Source organism: Albimonas pacifica (genome assembly GCF_900113695.1).
Classification (GTDB): domain Bacteria; phylum Pseudomonadota; class Alphaproteobacteria; order Rhodobacterales; family Rhodobacteraceae; genus Albimonas; species Albimonas pacifica.
In genome coordinates this window covers 428,850-443,740 of record NZ_FOQH01000004.1, presented here as the reverse complement: position 1 = coordinate 443,740, position 14,891 = coordinate 428,850, and the positions used below count along the sequence as shown (strand labels likewise).

14 protein-coding genes are annotated in these 14,891 nt (G+C 69.9%); 4 read left to right on the top strand and 10 right to left on the bottom strand.

Annotation, left to right across the window (positions count from 1 at the left end):
• Positions 1 to 3: 3 nt before the first annotated feature.
• From lptE to BM064_RS27415, 3 genes are all read right to left on the bottom strand, one after another.
• Positions 4 to 507, bottom strand: coding sequence for an LPS assembly lipoprotein LptE (gene lptE, locus BM064_RS10370; RefSeq protein ID WP_092859686.1), 504 nt, complete (start codon positions 505 to 507; stop codon positions 4 to 6).
• Complete coding sequence (leuS, locus tag BM064_RS10365; protein WP_092859685.1) at positions 494 to 3,058, bottom strand: leucine--tRNA ligase; 2,565 nt, start codon at positions 3,056 to 3,058, stop codon at positions 494 to 496. The genes lptE and leuS overlap by 14 nt, the downstream gene beginning before the upstream one ends.
• Before the next feature lie 126 nt (positions 3,059 to 3,184).
• The gene (locus BM064_RS27415; RefSeq protein ID WP_177236206.1) at positions 3,185 to 3,706 is read right to left on the bottom strand and encodes a DUF3576 domain-containing protein; all 522 of its coding nucleotides are present in this window, start codon (positions 3,704 to 3,706) and stop codon (positions 3,185 to 3,187) included.
• A 385-nt stretch (positions 3,707 to 4,091) separates the two neighbouring features.
• Here BM064_RS27415 and BM064_RS10355 point away from each other — a divergent pair, with 385 nt between their 5' ends.
• Together BM064_RS10355 and BM064_RS10350 are read left to right on the top strand one after the other, a co-directional pair.
• On the top strand, positions 4,092 to 5,120 hold the full coding sequence (locus BM064_RS10355) for a porin (RefSeq protein ID WP_092859683.1): 1,029 nt from the start codon (positions 4,092 to 4,094) through the stop codon (positions 5,118 to 5,120).
• Positions 5,121 to 5,241: 121 nt separating this feature from the next.
• A complete protein-coding gene (locus BM064_RS10350) occupies positions 5,242 to 5,892 on the top strand; it encodes a YggS family pyridoxal phosphate-dependent enzyme (RefSeq protein ID WP_092859682.1) in 651 nt (216 codons plus the stop codon).
• Here BM064_RS10350 and BM064_RS10345 read toward each other — a convergent pair.
• Both BM064_RS10345 and ribA read right to left on the bottom strand, forming a co-directional pair.
• Positions 5,889 to 6,374: a L,D-transpeptidase family protein gene (locus BM064_RS10345; RefSeq protein WP_092859846.1), complete on the bottom strand. Its 486-nt coding sequence runs from the start codon at positions 6,372 to 6,374 to the stop codon at positions 5,889 to 5,891. The two genes, BM064_RS10350 and BM064_RS10345, sit on opposite strands and share 4 nt — an antisense overlap.
• 50 nt (positions 6,375 to 6,424) lie before the next feature.
• Positions 6,425 to 7,522: a GTP cyclohydrolase II gene (ribA, locus tag BM064_RS10340; protein ID WP_092859681.1), complete on the bottom strand. Its 1,098-nt coding sequence runs from the start codon at positions 7,520 to 7,522 to the stop codon at positions 6,425 to 6,427.
• Positions 7,523 to 7,713: 191 nt separating this feature from the next.
• On the opposite strand from ribA, the gene BM064_RS10335 reads away from it, so the two are divergent.
• Both BM064_RS10335 and BM064_RS10330 read left to right on the top strand, forming a co-directional pair.
• A complete protein-coding gene (locus BM064_RS10335; protein WP_092859680.1) occupies positions 7,714 to 8,400 on the top strand; it encodes a response regulator transcription factor in 687 nt (228 codons plus the stop codon).
• Positions 8,401 to 8,625: 225 nt separating this feature from the next.
• Complete coding sequence (locus BM064_RS10330) at positions 8,626 to 9,402, top strand: exodeoxyribonuclease III (RefSeq protein WP_092859679.1); 777 nt, start codon at positions 8,626 to 8,628, stop codon at positions 9,400 to 9,402.
• Positions 9,403 to 9,444: 42 nt separating this feature from the next.
• Here BM064_RS10330 and BM064_RS10325 read toward each other — a convergent pair whose 3' ends face one another.
• The 5 genes from BM064_RS10325 to BM064_RS10305 all read right to left on the bottom strand — a co-directional run bounded on the left by BM064_RS10325 (position 9,445) and on the right by BM064_RS10305 (position 14,851).
• The gene (locus BM064_RS10325) at positions 9,445 to 10,059 is read right to left on the bottom strand and encodes a LolA family protein (protein WP_177236205.1); all 615 of its coding nucleotides are present in this window, start codon (positions 10,057 to 10,059) and stop codon (positions 9,445 to 9,447) included.
• Between the two features lie 184 nt (positions 10,060 to 10,243).
• Positions 10,244 to 12,454: a 3-hydroxyacyl-CoA dehydrogenase NAD-binding domain-containing protein gene (locus BM064_RS10320; protein WP_092859677.1), complete on the bottom strand. Its 2,211-nt coding sequence runs from the start codon at positions 12,452 to 12,454 to the stop codon at positions 10,244 to 10,246.
• 2 nt (positions 12,455 to 12,456) lie between these two features.
• Positions 12,457 to 12,933 carry a cupin domain-containing protein gene (locus BM064_RS10315; RefSeq protein WP_092859676.1) on the bottom strand — a complete coding sequence of 159 codons (477 nt, stop codon included), beginning with the start codon at positions 12,931 to 12,933 and terminating at the stop codon, positions 12,457 to 12,459.
• On the bottom strand, positions 12,933 to 14,144 hold the full coding sequence (locus tag BM064_RS10310) for an acetyl-CoA C-acetyltransferase (protein WP_092859675.1): 1,212 nt from the start codon (positions 14,142 to 14,144) through the stop codon (positions 12,933 to 12,935). Before BM064_RS10310 ends, BM064_RS10315 begins: the two co-directional genes overlap by 1 nt.
• Positions 14,145 to 14,224: 80 nt before the next feature.
• Complete coding sequence (locus BM064_RS10305) at positions 14,225 to 14,851, bottom strand: glutathione S-transferase family protein (protein ID WP_092859674.1); 627 nt, start codon at positions 14,849 to 14,851, stop codon at positions 14,225 to 14,227.
• Between the last annotated feature and the right edge of the window lie 40 nt (positions 14,852 to 14,891).

Genomic DNA, 14,891 nt, shown 5'->3' with positions numbered 1-14,891 from the left:
GCCTCAGGCCCGCGCTTCCAGCTCGGCGAGGATTCGGGTCCAGATCCGCTCTCCCAGCTCGCGGGCCACGCGGGATTCGGTGTCGCGCCGCGCCTGGCGGGTGGCGAACAGCGAGGCGGTGGCGGAATAGGCGGACATGCCCTCGGACACCCCCTCGATGGGGCGGAAGCCCTCGGGGCCGGTCAGCGCCCAGCGGGAGGTGCCGGTGACCACGTAGCGGGTGATCGAGCTGTCCTGAGTGATGGCGAGGCCGGAGTCGGCCATCACCAGATCCGCGGTCAGCAGGTAGGCCGGGGCCCCCTCGGGGCGGCCCAGGCGGCCCTCCAGCGCCTCGCGCAGGGCGAAGCCCAGCCGGCCCTCGGGGACCGACAGGGCCACGTCGCCGCGCAGGGCCCGCTGCTCGGTTCCCGCCTTCAGCGCCGGGCGGAAGCCGCAGGCCGAGAGGGCGAGGCCCGCGCCCAGCCCGAGGCCGGCGCGGAGGATGAGGCGGCGATCAGGCGACGACATTCACGATCCGTCCGGGCACGACGATGACCTTGCGGGGGCCGGCCTCGCCAAGATGCTTCTTCACGGACTCTTCGGCCAGCGCCATCGCCTCGATCGCCTCCTTGGAGGCGTCCTTGGCGACGCGGATCTCGGCGCGCCGCTTGCCGTTGACCTGCACCGGCATCAGCACGGTGTCGTCCACCAGCAGCGCCGGGTCGGCCACGGGCCAGGGCGCGCCGGTCAGCAGGCCGGTCTCGCCCAGCGAGGACCAGAGCTCCTCGGCGAAGTGGGGGACGAAGGGCGACATCAGGCGGGCGAGGATGCCGTAGGCCTCGCGCAGGGCCAGCGGCATGTCGGGCGCGGCCTCGGCCTTCGACAGGGCGCCGACCAGCTCGTAGAGGCGGGCGATCGACTTGTTGAAGGCGAAGCCCTCGATATCGTCGGAGACGCCTTGCACGGCCCTGTGGGCGGCCTGGCGGATCGCCAGCGCCTCCGGGGTCCACTCGGCCGGCTCGGGCGTCCCGGGGGCCGCCAGCGAGGCCTCCGAGCGCAGGCGCCAGACGCGCTGCAGGAAGCGCGAGGCGGCCTCGGCCCCGGCGGCGGTCCATTCGACGTCCCGCTCCGGCGGGCTGTCGGACATGATGAACCAGCGGGCGGTGTCGGCGCCGTATTTCTCGAAGACGTCGTCGGGGGCGACCACGTTCTTCTTCGACTTCGACATCTTGATGGACGGCCCGACCGTCACCGGCTGGCCGTCGAGCGTCGTGAACCCGCCGTCGGCGGGCTTGATCTCGTCGGGGCTCAGCCACTTGCCGTCAGGGCCCTGGTAGGTCTCGTGGCAGACCATGCCCTGGGTGAAGAGCGCGGTGAACGGCTCGATCGCGCTCTCGGGCAGGTGGCCGGTCTTCGCCATCGCGCGGGCGAAGAAGCGGGAATAGAGCAGGTGCAGGATCGCATGCTCGACGCCGCCGATATACTGGTCGACGTTCATCCAGTAGCTGGCGGCCTCGAGGTCCGTCGGCGTCTTCGCCCGGGGGGCGGTGAAGCGGGCGAAATACCACGAGGAATCGACGAACGTGTCCATCGTGTCCGTCTCGCGCCGGGCGGGCGCGCCGCAGACGGGGCACGGGACGTTGCGCCAGGTCGGGTGCCGGTCCAGCGGGTTGCCGGGCTTGGAGATGTCGACGTCGTCGGGCAGGCGAACCGGCAGGTTCTCCTTCTTCTCCGGGACGGTGCCGCATCTTCCGCAATGGACCACCGGGATCGGGCAGCCCCAGTAGCGCTGGCGGCTGACGCCCCAGTCGCGCAGGCGGTAGTTGGTCTTGCGCTCGCCCTGGCCGGCTTCCTCCATGCGGCGGCCGACCTCGGCCTTGGCCTGCTCGATGGTCATGCCGTCGAGGAAGTCGGAGTTGATGATCCGGCCCGGGCCCAGATAGGCCTCGTCGTCGACCTGGAAGGTCGCCGGGTCGGCGTCCGAGGGCGCAACGACGGGGATCACCGCCAGGTCGAACTTGCGGGCGAAGTCGAGGTCGCGCTGGTCATGGGCGGCGCAGCCGAAGATCGCGCCGGTGCCGTAGTCCATCAGGATGAAGTTCGCGATCCAGACCGGCAGCTTGCGGCCGTCGAACGGGTGGTCGACGGTGATGCCGGTGTCGAGGCCGAGCTTGGGGGCCTTCTGGATCTCTTCCTCCGAGGTGCCGCCCTTGCGGCACTCGTCGCAGAAGGCGGCGACCTTCGGGTCGTCCTCGGCGAGCCTGCGGGCCAGCGGGTGGTCGGCGGCGATGGCGCAGAAGCCCGCGCCGAAGATCGTGTCGGGGCGGGTGGTGTAGACCTCCAGCGCCTCGAATCCCTCGGGCGCGCCGTGGGTCTTCCAGGTGAACTGCAGGCCCTCCGACTTGCCGATCCAGTTGCGCTGCATCAGGCGGACCTTGTCGGGCCACTGGTCCAGCCCGTCGATGGCCGAGAGCAGGTCGTCCGAGAAGGCGGTGATTTTGAAGAACCACTGCACCAGCTCGCGCCGCTCCACCGGCGCGCCGGAGCGCCAGCCGCGGCCGTTCTCGACCTGCTCGTTCGCGAGCACGGTCATGTCGACCGGATCCCAGTTCACCACCGACTTGCGGCGGTAGACGAGGCCCGCCTCGAGGAAGTCGAGGAACAGGGCCTGCTGCTGGGCGTAGTACTCGGGATCGCAGGTCGCGAACTCCCGCGTCCAGTCGAGCGACAGACCCATCGGGGCCAGCTGCTCCTTCATCGTGGCGATGTTGGCGTAGGTCCACTCGCCGGGGTGGATGCCCCGCTCCATCGCCGCGTTCTCGGCGGGCATGCCGAAGGCGTCCCAGCCCATCGGGTGCAGGACGTTGAAGCCCTTCGCCATCTTGTAGCGCGCCACCACGTCGCCCATGACGTAGTTGCGCACGTGGCCCATGTGGATCTTCCCCGAGGGATAGGGGAACATCTCCAGCACGTAGTATTTCGGCTTGTCGTGATCGACCTTCGCGCGGAACAGGTCGGCCTCGGCCCAGGCCTTGCGCCATTTCGCTTCGGCCGCGCTGTGATCGTAACGCGTGGTCATTCTCGTCCCCGGCGAAGAAATCCTGGCGCGCCTGGGGACGCAGGGCCCCGGCGCGCAACGGTCGCGATCCGTCTAGGGCGCCGGGACGGGGTTTTCAATGCGCGGGACCCGCGGGCCCGCGCGCGCTCAGCCTTCCTCGGCCTGCAGGGCCGCGACGCGCAGCTGCCGGGCGCGGGTCAGGATCGCGTCCTCGATCCGCCGGGGCGTGGCGTCGGAGACCTCGGCGGAGGTCCAGGCGCCGCCCTGGCCCTGCAGCTCGCGGTAGACGGCGACGCGCAGCGCGGTCGCCTCCAGCTTGGGGCTGTCGATGTAGACGGTGACCTTGAAGCGCTCGTTCGGGGTGGCGGCGTTGGTCGACCAGTCGGTGACGATGACGCCCGAGAACGGATCGGTCGAGGTCAGCGGCAGGAACTCCAGCGTGTCGAGCGAGGCGCGCCACAGGTAGGCGTTCACCGGGATCGCCCCGCCGTCCAGCGCCTGGTTGTCCGGGCCGCCGGAGAAGATGTCCATGATCGACCCCTCGGGCCGGGTGCGGAAGTTCTGGGAGTCGAAGGGGTCGACGGGCTCCGCCGGGGGCTGGGCGTTCTCGCAGGCGGCCAGAAGCGCCGCAGCCGCGACCACCGAGAGGATTCGGACGCTGAGTTTCATGCGTGTCGGCCTTGGACCTGATTCATCCGCCGTCGAGACGGCCTTCATGCTCTTTGGATCGGGGCCCGCGCGGGGCCCTTCCTGCTCGGCGCCAATCTGTAAACGCTGCACGGCAGCGATGCAAAGCGAATGCAGGAACGCGCGCGGGGCGCGAGCCGCGCGGCCCTCCATCGCCCTGAAGGCCGCCTTGCAAGCCTTTGGCCCGCCGAAGGCCGTCCGTCTTGTGGCGCAATTGCTACAACCTTGCCGGTAGGGCGCAGGGGCCCGGCCAAGTCGATTGACCGGAAAGGTGGGTTCGGGTGAAACGCGATCAGGGTTCATCGGGTTCGCGCCGGTGGGCCGGACAAAGACCTGTTCCACTGAGAGCTCAACTGCGAGGGACACCATGAAAAAGACGCTGTTCGCGACGACCGCGCTGGCCGCTGGCCTCGTCGTCACGCCGCTGCTCGCCGCCGAGGCGCCCACCGCCACCGTGCGCGGCTACGTCAACGCCGGCATGTACTACGGCGACCTGGCCGGCACCTCCGGCGACTTCGGCGTCGAGCACGACTCCGAAATCCACTTCCGCTGGTCCGGTTCCTCCGACAACGGCCTGACCTTCAAGGGCGAAGTCGAGCTCGAGGGTTTCTCGACCGGCGACCAGATCGACGAGTACTGGACCTCGGTGTCCGGCTCGTTCGGTGACTTCCGCATCGGTGCGGACGACACCGCGGCCGAGTACATGGAGCTGGGCATCATCTACGCGCCCTACGCCAAGGTCGGCTACTACGACGCCTTCAGGTACACCGGCGCCACCAACGCCACCGACACGGCCCGCGACGACCTGGGCATCTACTACATCACCCCGGCGATCTCCGGCTTCACCGCCGCGATCTCGTTCCAGCCCGAGGGCGGCACGGACAACGGCGGCCACGGCGCCACCCCGGCGTTCAAGGTCAACAACGGCTCGGCCACCGACGACATCCTGTCGATCGGCGCCCAGTGGATGGGTGAGTTCTCGGGCGTCTCGCTCGGCATCTCGGGCGGCTACCAGACCGCCGACACCGACGTGATCGGCGGCACCAACGCCGATCCGGACACCTGGACCACCGGCGGCTACATCGGCTACGCCGGCTTCACCCTGGCGGCCTTCTACAAGGACAACCCCGGCGTGGGCGGCTTGGCCACCGGCGGCTACGACATCGCGGTCGGCGCCTCCTACGAGACCGGCCCCTGGACCTTCGCGGGCGGCTGGGCCGGCGTGTTCGACACCAAGGCCGGCGGCGCCAACGACTCGGACACCTTCTCGGGCTGGGTGACCTACGCGATCGCCCCCGGCGTGACCGGCACCCTGGCCGTGGAGTACACCGAGTTCGACACCGGCCCCGTCGACGACAACCTGATCGCCGGCGCCTACATGTCGGTCTCCTTCTGATCGACGGCGTCAGCCATCTGAAATCCGGAAAGAGCGGGCCCTGGCCCGCTCTTTTCTTTTGCGCCGCCTCGCTCTACCCATTCGAGCCCGACCCATTCCCCGGACCACGACGGAGGACGGCATGAGCCTGGACAGCGTGAAGCGCCAGCTGGCGGAGGCCGAGGCGAAGGCCGGGCGCGCGCCCGGATCCGTGACCCTGGTGGCGGTCTCGAAAGTGCAGCCCGAGGACCGCGTGCAGGCCGTGATCGACGCCGGCCAGCGCATCTTCGGCGAAAACCGCGTGCAGGAGGCCGAGACCCGCTGGGGCCCGCGCCGCGACCTCGAAGGCCTCGAGCTTCACCTGATCGGCCCGTTGCAGACCAACAAGGTCAACAAGGCCTTCGAGCTCTTCGACGTGATCCAGTCCGTCGACCGACCGAAGCTCGCCCGCAAGATCGCAGACGCCGCGCAGAGCGCCGGCCGCTGCCCGCGCCTCTTCGTGCAGGTGAACACCGGGGAGGAGCCGCAGAAGGCCGGAATCGCCCCTGCCGACACCGACGCCTTCCTTGCCGACTGCCGGGCGATGGACCTGACGGTCGAGGGCCTGATGTGCATCCCGCCGGTCGAGGAATCGCCCGCCATGCACTTCGCCCTGCTGGCGAAACTGGCCGAGCGCAACGGGCTCGCGGGCCTCTCGATGGGCATGAGCTCGGATTTCGAGACGGCGGTCGAGTTCGGCGCCACCCACGTGCGCGTCGGTTCCGCCATCTTCGGCGAACGCGCCTACGACTAGCGCACGATCAGCCGGCTGCGGGGCCCCCAGCGCTCGAGGATCCAGGCGAGGTCCGGGGCCCGGAACGCCACGCAGCCCGCCGTCCACTTCCGCGGCCGCTTCCACACGTGCAGGAAGATCGCGCTGCCGGCGCCGGCCACGGGCGGAGCGCGGTTGAAGTCCACCACCGCCACCAGGTCGTAGAGCCGGTCCGCCCGCCGCAGACGCTCGGCGCTGTGGCGCGAGGGCCACGGGACGCGGCGATTGTACAACGGGTCCGCGGGGTCGTCCGACCAGCCGTCCCGCGGGCCGATGGGCCGCGCCGGCAGGCGGCCGGAGGGCCGGAGGCGCCGGTCCGCTCTCCACAGGGTGAACTCAAGTGAATGAACCCCTTGCGGGGTGATCCCGTCGCCCTCGCCGCGCTTCGGGCCGATGCCGCCGAAGCCGACGGCGCAGGGGAATCGGCGCCCGAGGAACCGGGCTTCCCAGCGCGTCACCAGCAGGTCGCCGGGCCGCGGGACCGCGGCCTGAGGCCCCCGCGCCACCCCCGCCCTCACAGCAGGTGGCCGCTCTTCGAGGCCTTGGTGGCGAGGTAGGCGGCGTTCAGCGGGTTCTCGCCGACCTTCAGGGGCACCCGCTCGGCGACCTGGAGGCCGGAGTTCGACATCATCCCGATCTTCCGGGGGTTGTTGGTCAGCAGCCGCACCGAGCGGAAGCCCAGCCGCCGAAGGATCGTGGCGCCGATGCGGAAGTCGCGCTCGTCGTCCTCGAATCCCAGGCGGTGGTTCGCCTCGACCGTGTCGAAGCCCTGGTCCTGCAGCGAGTAGGCCCGCATCTTGTTCGCGAGCCCGATGCCCCGCCCCTCCTGATTGAGATAGAGCAGCACGCCCGCGCCCTCGGCCGCCATCGCCGCCAGGGCCGCGCGAAGCTGGGGCCCGCAGTCGCATTTCAGCGACCCCAGCACGTCGCCCGTGAAGCAGGCCGAATGCAGCCGCGCCAGCACCGGCTCCGAACGCTTGGGGGCGCCGATCTCGATGGCGTAATGCTCCTCCGACCCGTCGTCGGGGCGGAACACGTGGACGCGGGAGGCGGCGGAGGCCTCCAGCGGCACGCGGGCGGCCGAGACGGGGCGCATGCCGATCGCCTCGGCCTCGGCGGCCAGCAGCGCATCCGTGTCGAGGATCGAGAGCCCGTTCTCCCGCGCCAGCGCCTCCGCCTCGCGGCGCGAGGGCAGGGCGGCGACCAGCGCCGCGGGCAGGAGCTGCGCCTGCTTGGCCAGCCGCACGGCCGCCCGGTGCAGGCCGGCGTCGCCGTCGCGCCGGGTCTGGTAGGGGCCCTTGAGGGGCGATTCCAGGTCCTTCGCCGGATCGGCGGTGGCGCGCACCCGGCCGAGGTCGAAGTCCGGCGTCAGGATGATCCGGGCCACGTCCCCGTCGTAGGCGCGCGCCTTCAGCGTGGTCGCGCGGCGGGAGGTGATGACCATGTCGGTGGGGCCGGCGGCGCGGAAATCCTCCAGCCGCTCGGCGGTCAGGGACTCGGCCGCGCCGGCCAGCACGCCGGCCTGTCCGCGCACCAGAACCACCGCCGCGCCGATGCGCAGCTCGGCCCGGATGCGGGCGGCGTTCTCCCAGATGCTCAGCTTCAGGCCCATGGCGCGGCTCCGACGTCACGCGGGCCGATCGGGCCCACGCGACAGATAGGGCGCCCGGCGGAAAATTGAAACAAAGGGGCGCCGGGGGTGACGACTGCGTGAGAAACATTGCGAAGCGGTTTCCGCGACCGTCGTCCGCTCGCATCTGCGTGACAGGCCCGGAGCGGGCGAGAACGGAGGACACGAGGCCCATGGCGACGCTGAAACGCATCCTGCTGGTGGACGACGACCCCGACCTGCGCGACGCGCTGGCCGACCAGCTCGTCCTGACCGAGGACTACGACGTGTTCGAGGCCGAGACCGGCGCGGACGGCATCGAGAAGGCCAAGGCCAATCCCCACGACCTGGTGATCCTCGACGTCGGCCTGCCCGACATGGACGGGCGCGAGGTCTGCCGCCTGATGCGCAAGCAGGGCGTGAAGTGCCCGATCATCATGCTGACCGGCCACGCCACCGACGCGGACACGATCCTCGGCCTCGACGCGGGCGCCAACGACTACATCCCCAAGCCCTTCAAGTTCCCCGTGCTTCTGGCCCGCATCCGCGCCCAGCTCCGCCAGCACGAGCAGTCGGAGGACGCGGTCTTCGCCGTCGGCCCCTACACGTTCAAGCCGGCGATGAAGATGCTGATCGACGAGGCGGAGAAGAAGATCCGCCTCACCGAGAAGGAGACGAATATCCTGAAGTTTCTCTATCGGGCCAACGACTCGGTGGTGGCGCGGGATACTCTGCTGCATGAGGTCTGGGGCTATAACGCGGGCGTGACGACTCACACGTTGGAAACGCACATCTATCGGCTTCGTCAGAAGATCGAACCCAACCCCTCGGAAGCGCGCCTGCTGGTCACGGAATCGGGAGGCTATCGGCTGGTGATCTAGGGGCGTCTTGAACGGCGTCCCCGGGTTCCCATCTAGTGTTGAACCTTGGAAGGCCCGCATCGCTCCGGCGATCGCCGTCACCCCTCGCGGCGGAGGTCTTGGAACAAGGTGGCGCCCGGCGGAACCCCTCCCGCCGGGCGCTCGTATTTCGGGGGTCAGGCTTCGGGTTGCAGCCGCCCGGCGCGGGCTTCATGGTGCGGCTCCCGTCCGCGCCCGGAGCTTCCCATGCCCTTCACGATCTGCACCTGGAACATCAACTCCGTCCGCCTGCGCGCCCCCATCGTGCGCCGCCTGCTGGAGGAGGAGGCCCCCGACGTCCTGTGCCTGCAGGAGACCAAGTGCCCGGCCGAGAAGTTCCCGCTGGAGACCTTCGCCGAGCTGGGGTGGGAGCATCTCGCGGTGCGCGGCGACAAGGGCTACAACGGCGTCGCGATCCTCTCGCGCCTGCCGCTGACGCCGGTCGAGCATCGCGACTTCTGCCTGAAGGGCGACAGCCGCCACGTCACCGCGAAGCTCCCGGACGGCACCCAGATCCACAACCTCTACGTCCCCGCGGGCGGCGACGAGCCGAATGTCGAGACGAATCCCAAGTTCGCCCACAAGCTTGATTTCGTGGACGAAATGGCCGCGTGCTTCCGCTCCCACGACGGGCCCGCGGTGCTGGTCGGCGACCTCAACATCGCGCCGCGCGAAGACGACGTGTGGAACCACAAGCAGCTTCTGAAGATCGTCTCGCACACGCCGGTGGAGACCGAGAAGCTCAACGCCGCGCAGGCCGCCGGCGGCTGGGTCGACGCGGTGCGCGAGGTGATCCCCGAGGGGCTGCTCTATTCCTGGTGGAGCTACCGCGCCAAGGACTGGGACGCCGCCGACAAGGGCCGCCGGCTGGACCACGTCTGGACCACGCCGGACCTGAAGATCCACGGCGCCCGGGTGCTGCGCGCGGCGCGGGGCTGGGAACAGCCCTCCGACCACGCGCCGGTCTTCGCCACGCTGGGCTGAGCGGTCAGGCCCCGGGGCGACCCGGGGCCGACGCAGGCGATCTCAGCGACGAGGATCGCACTCGACGCGGGCGGGCAGGAACTTGTGGACCGGGATGTCCACGCCCCGCCGCACCTCGGACAGCGCGACCGTGGTCTGCGAGCCCTCGGCGTCGGTGATGATCCACTGGCGAAGCTCCAGCGGATTGTCGTTGAAGATCAGGGTGATCGAGCCCGAGCCCGGATCGTCCGGGTTCTGCGCCGTGACCCGGAGCTGCCCGGGACGGTCGTCGACCGAGGTGACGGCCCCGTTCGCGCGCAGGTCCACGTTCTCCTGCAGCAGCATGTTCAGCGGCGTCGAGGACAGGGGCGCGGTCTGCTTGGAGCAGTCGCGCATGTCGAACACCACCACCCACACGCCGTCGGACATCACCAGGGCGGGGTTGGGGGGCGTATACTCGAAACGGATCTTGCCGGGACGCGAGATGAAGAACTGCCCGTCCGAGGTCTCGCCGTTCGGCGCGATCTGCACGAACGTGCCCTCGGCGGTCTTCAAGGCGTTGAGATAGGTGGAGATTCGCGCAAGGTCGCGACCGCTCTGCGCCTGCGCGTCGGACGCGAACAGGGCGGCGGCGGAGAGCGCCAGGGCGGCGAGGGCTGCGATCGGGCGTCGGGTCATGTCGTCCTGATAAACCGTTTCGGGCGCGCCGCCAAACGTCGCTTTCGCGCACGTCGCCGCGCAGCGTCGAGGTAGGCGGCGATCAGGGCGATTCCGCGGCCCCCCGGGGAACAATCGCGGCGCCCGAATGCGAGCGTCGCGTGAGCCGCCGCGCCCCCCGGACCGGGGGGCGCGGGCCGCACGGTCAGGCGGCGGCCTTCGCCTCGGGCCCGAAGCGGCCGTAGAAGGTCTCGCCCTTCTGCGCCATCTCGCGCAGCAGCGCGGGGGTGGTGAAGCGCTCGCCATGCTTCGCGGTCAGGGCGTCGCAGATCTCCACCGCCTTGCCGGCGCCGAGGATGTCGAGCCAGGAGAACGGGCCCCCCGACCAGGGCATGAAGCCCCAGCCGAGGATCGCGCCCACGTCGCCCTCGCGGATGTCCATCAGCACGCCTTCCTCCAGCGCGCGCACGGCCTCGAGCACCTGGGCGAAGGCCAGGCGGTGCTGGACCTCGGCGAACTCGGGCTGGTCGTCGGCCAGCGGGTATTTGCCGGCTAGACCCTCCCACAGGCCCTGGCGCTTGCCCTTCTCGTCATAGGCGTAGAAGCCGGCCATGGCCTTGCGGCCCAGGCGCCCCTGCTCGACCATCCAGTCGATCAGGTCGTCGGAGGGGCTGTCGGGATAGGCGTCGCCCATCGCCGCCTTGGTCGCCTTGGCGATCTTCTGGCCGAGGTCGAGCGCGGTCTCGTCCACCAGCTGCAGCGGGCCCAGCGGCATGCCGAGCTGCTTGGCGGCGTTCTCGATCAGGGCGGGGGTCACGCCCTCGGTCACCATCCGCGCGCCCTCGTTGAAATAGGGGATGATGCAGCGGTTGGCGTAGAAGAAGCGGGCGTCGTTGACCACGATCGGGGTCTTGCGGATCTGGCGCACGAAATCGAGCGCCTTGGCCACGGCCGCGTCGCCGGTCTTCCTGCCCTTGATGATCTCCACCAGCATCATCTTGTGGACGGGCGAGAAGAAGTGGATGCCGATGAAGGTCTCGGGATCCTTGTAGTTCTCGGCCAGCCCCGTGATCGGCAGGGTCGAGGTGTTGGAGGCGAAGATCGCGCCTTCGCCGAGGTGCTGTTGGGCCGCCTCGGTGACGGTCTTCTTGACGCCCGGGTCCTCGAACACCGCCTCGATCACCAGGTCGCAGCCCTTCAGCGCGGCGTAGTCGCCGGTGGCGGTGACCTGGCCCAGGATCGCGGCCTTCTTGTCCTCGGCGATGCGCTTCTTCTTCAGGCTGTCGTCCAGCAGGCCGGTGATGAACTCGACCCCCTTGGCGGCCGAGGCGTCGTCGCGGTCGATCAGCACGACCTCGATCCCCGCCATGGCCGAGACGTAGCCGATGCCGGCCCCCATGAAGCCGCCGCCGCCGAGAATGCCGAGCTTCTTCACCCGCGCGTCCGGCTGGTCCGGGCGGTTGGCGCCCTTCTCCAGCGCCTCCTTGTTGAGGAAGAGGGAGCGGATCATCGCCCCCGAGGACGGGTTCATCAGGATGTGGGTGAACCAGCGGGCCTCGATCCGCAGGGCGGTGTCGAAGTCGACCATCGCGCCTTCATAGATCGCGGCGAGCAGCGCCTTGGGGGCGGGATAGGCCCCCTGCGTCTTGCCGTTGATCATCGCAGAGGCGCCCACGAAGGTCTCGAACCCCTGCGGGGAATAGGGCGCGCCGCCGGGCATCTTCCAGCCCTTGGCGTCCCAGGGTTTCACGATGTCGGCGTCCTTGGCGGACAGCACCCAGGCCTTGGCGGCGGCCTGCAGCTCGTCGGCCGGGACGACCTCGTCCACCAGGCCCGCGGCCTTCACCTTGGCGGGGGCCATCATCTTGCCTTCCAGCAGGAAGGGGGCCGAGGCCATGGCGCCCAGCATCCGCGAGACGCGGGTGGCGCCGCCGGCGCCGGGGAAGATGCCGACCATGATCTCCGGCAGGCCGATCTTGGCCTTGGGATTGTCCGCCACGAAGCGGCGGTGGCAGGCGAGGCCCAGCTCCAGCCCGATGCCGGCCGCCGTGCCCGGGCAGGCCCAGGCCACGGGCTTGCCGCCCTTGTTGGTCTTGGGGTCCATGCCCGCCCGCTCCAGCTTGCGCAGGAGCGCGTGCATCTGCATCACGCCCTCGAACAGCCCCTTGGCGGGATCGTCCCCGGCGCTCGCCTTCATCCCGGCGAGGATGTTGAGGTCCATCCCCCCCGCGAAATCGGCCTTGGCGGAGGTCAGGACGATGCCCTTCACCGCCTCGTCCCCCAGCGCCTTGTCGATGCAGGCGTCGAGCTCAGCCAGCCCCTCGAGCGTCATCACGTTCATCGAGCGGCCCGGCAGGTCCCAGGCGATGGTGGCGACGCCGTCGGCGTCGACGGAGTAGTGGAAGATCTCGGTCATTCTCAGTCTCCCTCGGGCGCGCCCAGCGGGCGGCCGTCCTTTCGGGTGAAGTCGCCGACGTCCGCGACGTCGCGCACCACGAGGTCGTGGTCGGAGTACCAGCAGACCTCGGTGGGGGTGCGCGTGCCGACCGCGACGAACACCACGGGTGCGTCGGTGCGGTTGATCAGGTGGTGGCCGTTCTCCCGGCCCTTGGGCCAGCAGAGGCAGTCGCCGGGGGCGAGCTGGGTCTCGCCGTCGTCCTCGATCAGGGTCGGATGACCGCTGAGCACCACGGCGAACTCGTCCTGCTCCTCGTGCCAGTGACGCAGCGAGGAGAGGGCGCCGGGCGGCAGCGTCACGTGCTGGACCCCGAACTGGGTCAGACCGCCCGCCACGCCCACGGCGCGCTGCCGGCGGGTTCCCACCTCGACGTCATGCGGCGGGGGGTAGTCCGAGCCGATGCGCTCGGGGATGGCGGAGAGGTCGACCTTCGGCATCAGACCCGCTCGATGATCGTCGCGGCGCCCATGCCCGAGGCGACGCAGAGGGTGGCGAGCGCCGTGCCCTGGCCGGTGCGCTCCAGCTCGTCGAGCGCGGTGCCGATGATCATCGCCCCGGTGGCGCCCAGCGGGTGGCCCAGTGCGATGGCGCCGCCGTTGACGTTGACCTTGGAATGATCGACGTCGAAGGCCTGCATGAAGCGCAGAACGACCGAGGCGAAGGCCTCGTTCACCTCGAACAGGTCGATGTCGGAGATCGACATCCCCGCCGCCTTCAGCGCCTTCTCGGTCGCCGGCACCGGGCCGGTGAGCATGATGGTGGGATCGGAGCCGACCTTCACCGCCGTGCGGATCTTGGCGCGCGGCTTCAGCCCCAGCATCTCGCCGGCCTCCTTCGAGCCGATCAGGACGGCCGTCGCGCCGTCCACGATGCCCGAGGAGTTGCCGGCGTGGTGGACGTGGTCGATGCGCTCCAGCTCGGGGTATTTCAGCTTCGCCACGTTGTCGAAGCCGGGCATCATCGTGCCCATCGCCTCGAAGGCCGCGCGCAGGGCGCCCAGCGACTGCATGTCGGTGCCGGGGCGGGGGTATTCGTCCTTCTCGAGGATCGGCAGACCGTTCTGGTCGCGCACCGTCATCACCGAGCGGTCGAAGCGGCCCTCGGCCATCGCCTGGGCGGCGCGCTTCTGGGACTCGACCGCATAGGCGTCGACGTCGTCGCGCGAGAAGCCGTATTTCGTGGCGATGATGTCCGCGCCGATGCCCTGGGGCACGAAGTAGGACTGCATCGCCAGCGTCGGGTCGGCGGCGATCGCCGCGCCGTCGGAGCCCATCGGCACGCGCGACATCATCTCGACCCCGCCGGCCACGTAGAGGTCCCCCGCGCCGCCCTTCACCTGGTTGGCGGCGAGATTCACCGCCTCCATCCCGCTCGCGCAGAAGCGGTTGATGGCGAGGCCGGGCGTCCGCTCGTCCCAGCCCGCGTAGAGGACCGCGGAGCGGGCGAGGCAGGCGCCCTGCTCCATCACCTGGGTGACGTTGCCCCAGATCACGTCCTCGACCAGCGTCGTGTCGAGGTCGTTGCGGCGCTTGAGCTCGTTGAGCGTCTCGGCCGAGAGACGCACCGAGGTCACCTCGTGCAGCGCCCCGTCCTTGCGGCCCTTGCCTCGGGGGGTGCGCACGGCGTCGTAGATGTAGGCTTCGGTCATCGTGGGGTCCTTTCGCGGCCTGTCGTCCGCTTGAGGGGGGGTGGAGCGGGGCCGCGCGCCCGGGCGCGCGGCCCGGAGCCTCAGGCCGAGGTCGGCATCAGCTCGTAAGGGGGAACGAAGCCGGGAAGGGCCGCGAGCCGGTCCTTCCAGGCGGAGATCGCCGGGTAGTCGGCGAAGTCGAAGGGCACCTCGTCGCCGTAGTAGCAGTAGCCGGCGATGGAGATGTCGGCGATCGTGGGCCGGTCCAGCGCCACCCACTCGCGGCCCTGCATGTGCGATTCCAGGGTCTTGAGCGCGTTCTTCATGCGCATGTCCATGAAGGCCATGGCGCCGGGGTCGCGCTTCTCCTCCGGCACGAAGTTCGCGAAGAACCGGTAGGGGGCGAACATCGAGGTGAAGGAGTAGTTGTCCCACATCACCCACTTCCAGATCTCGCGGCGCTCCTCTTCCGAGGACCAGCCGAACTGGCCGATCTGGCCGACGAGATAGTCGAGGATCACCGCGGACTGGGCGATGGTGACGTCGCCATGCTCCAGGATCGGCACCTGGGCCTGGTCGTTCTTCGAGGTGTAGGCGGCGTCCTTGTGCTCGCCCTTGAAGAAGTTGATCCAGGCCGGCTCCCACTCGGTCCCCGAGAGGGCGAAGTAGAGGGCGGGCTTGAAGGCGTTGCCGGACTGGCCGAAGCAGGTGAGCTTGTAGGCGGGCATCTGCGAATTCCTTCCTGAGGGGGGGCGCCCCCGGTTGGCC

Bases quoted from the DNA above. Each gene is read 5' to 3' on its own strand.
- lptE (WP_092859686.1), bottom strand. From the start codon at position 507: ATGTCGTCGCCTGATCGCCGCCTCATCCTCCGCGCCGGCCTCGGGCTG.
- leuS (WP_092859685.1), bottom strand. From the start codon at position 3,058: ATGACCACGCGTTACGATCACAGCGCGGCCGAAGCGAAATGGCGCAAG.
- BM064_RS27415 (WP_177236206.1), bottom strand. From the start codon at position 3,706: ATGAAACTCAGCGTCCGAATCCTCTCGGTGGTCGCGGCTGCGGCGCTT.
- BM064_RS10355 (WP_092859683.1), top strand. From the start codon at position 4,092: ATGAAAAAGACGCTGTTCGCGACGACCGCGCTGGCCGCTGGCCTCGTC.
- BM064_RS10350 (WP_092859682.1), top strand. From the start codon at position 5,242: ATGAGCCTGGACAGCGTGAAGCGCCAGCTGGCGGAGGCCGAGGCGAAG.
- ribA (WP_092859681.1), bottom strand. From the start codon at position 7,522: ATGGGCCTGAAGCTGAGCATCTGGGAGAACGCCGCCCGCATCCGGGCC.
- BM064_RS10335 (WP_092859680.1), top strand. From the start codon at position 7,714: ATGGCGACGCTGAAACGCATCCTGCTGGTGGACGACGACCCCGACCTG.
- BM064_RS10330 (WP_092859679.1), top strand. From the start codon at position 8,626: ATGCCCTTCACGATCTGCACCTGGAACATCAACTCCGTCCGCCTGCGC.
- BM064_RS10325 (WP_177236205.1), bottom strand. From the start codon at position 10,059: ATGACCCGACGCCCGATCGCAGCCCTCGCCGCCCTGGCGCTCTCCGCC.
- BM064_RS10320 (WP_092859677.1), bottom strand. From the start codon at position 12,454: ATGACCGAGATCTTCCACTACTCCGTCGACGCCGACGGCGTCGCCACC.
- BM064_RS10315 (WP_092859676.1), bottom strand. From the start codon at position 12,933: ATGCCGAAGGTCGACCTCTCCGCCATCCCCGAGCGCATCGGCTCGGAC.
- BM064_RS10310 (WP_092859675.1), bottom strand. From the start codon at position 14,144: ATGACCGAAGCCTACATCTACGACGCCGTGCGCACCCCCCGAGGCAAG.
- BM064_RS10305 (WP_092859674.1), bottom strand. From the start codon at position 14,851: ATGCCCGCCTACAAGCTCACCTGCTTCGGCCAGTCCGGCAACGCCTTC.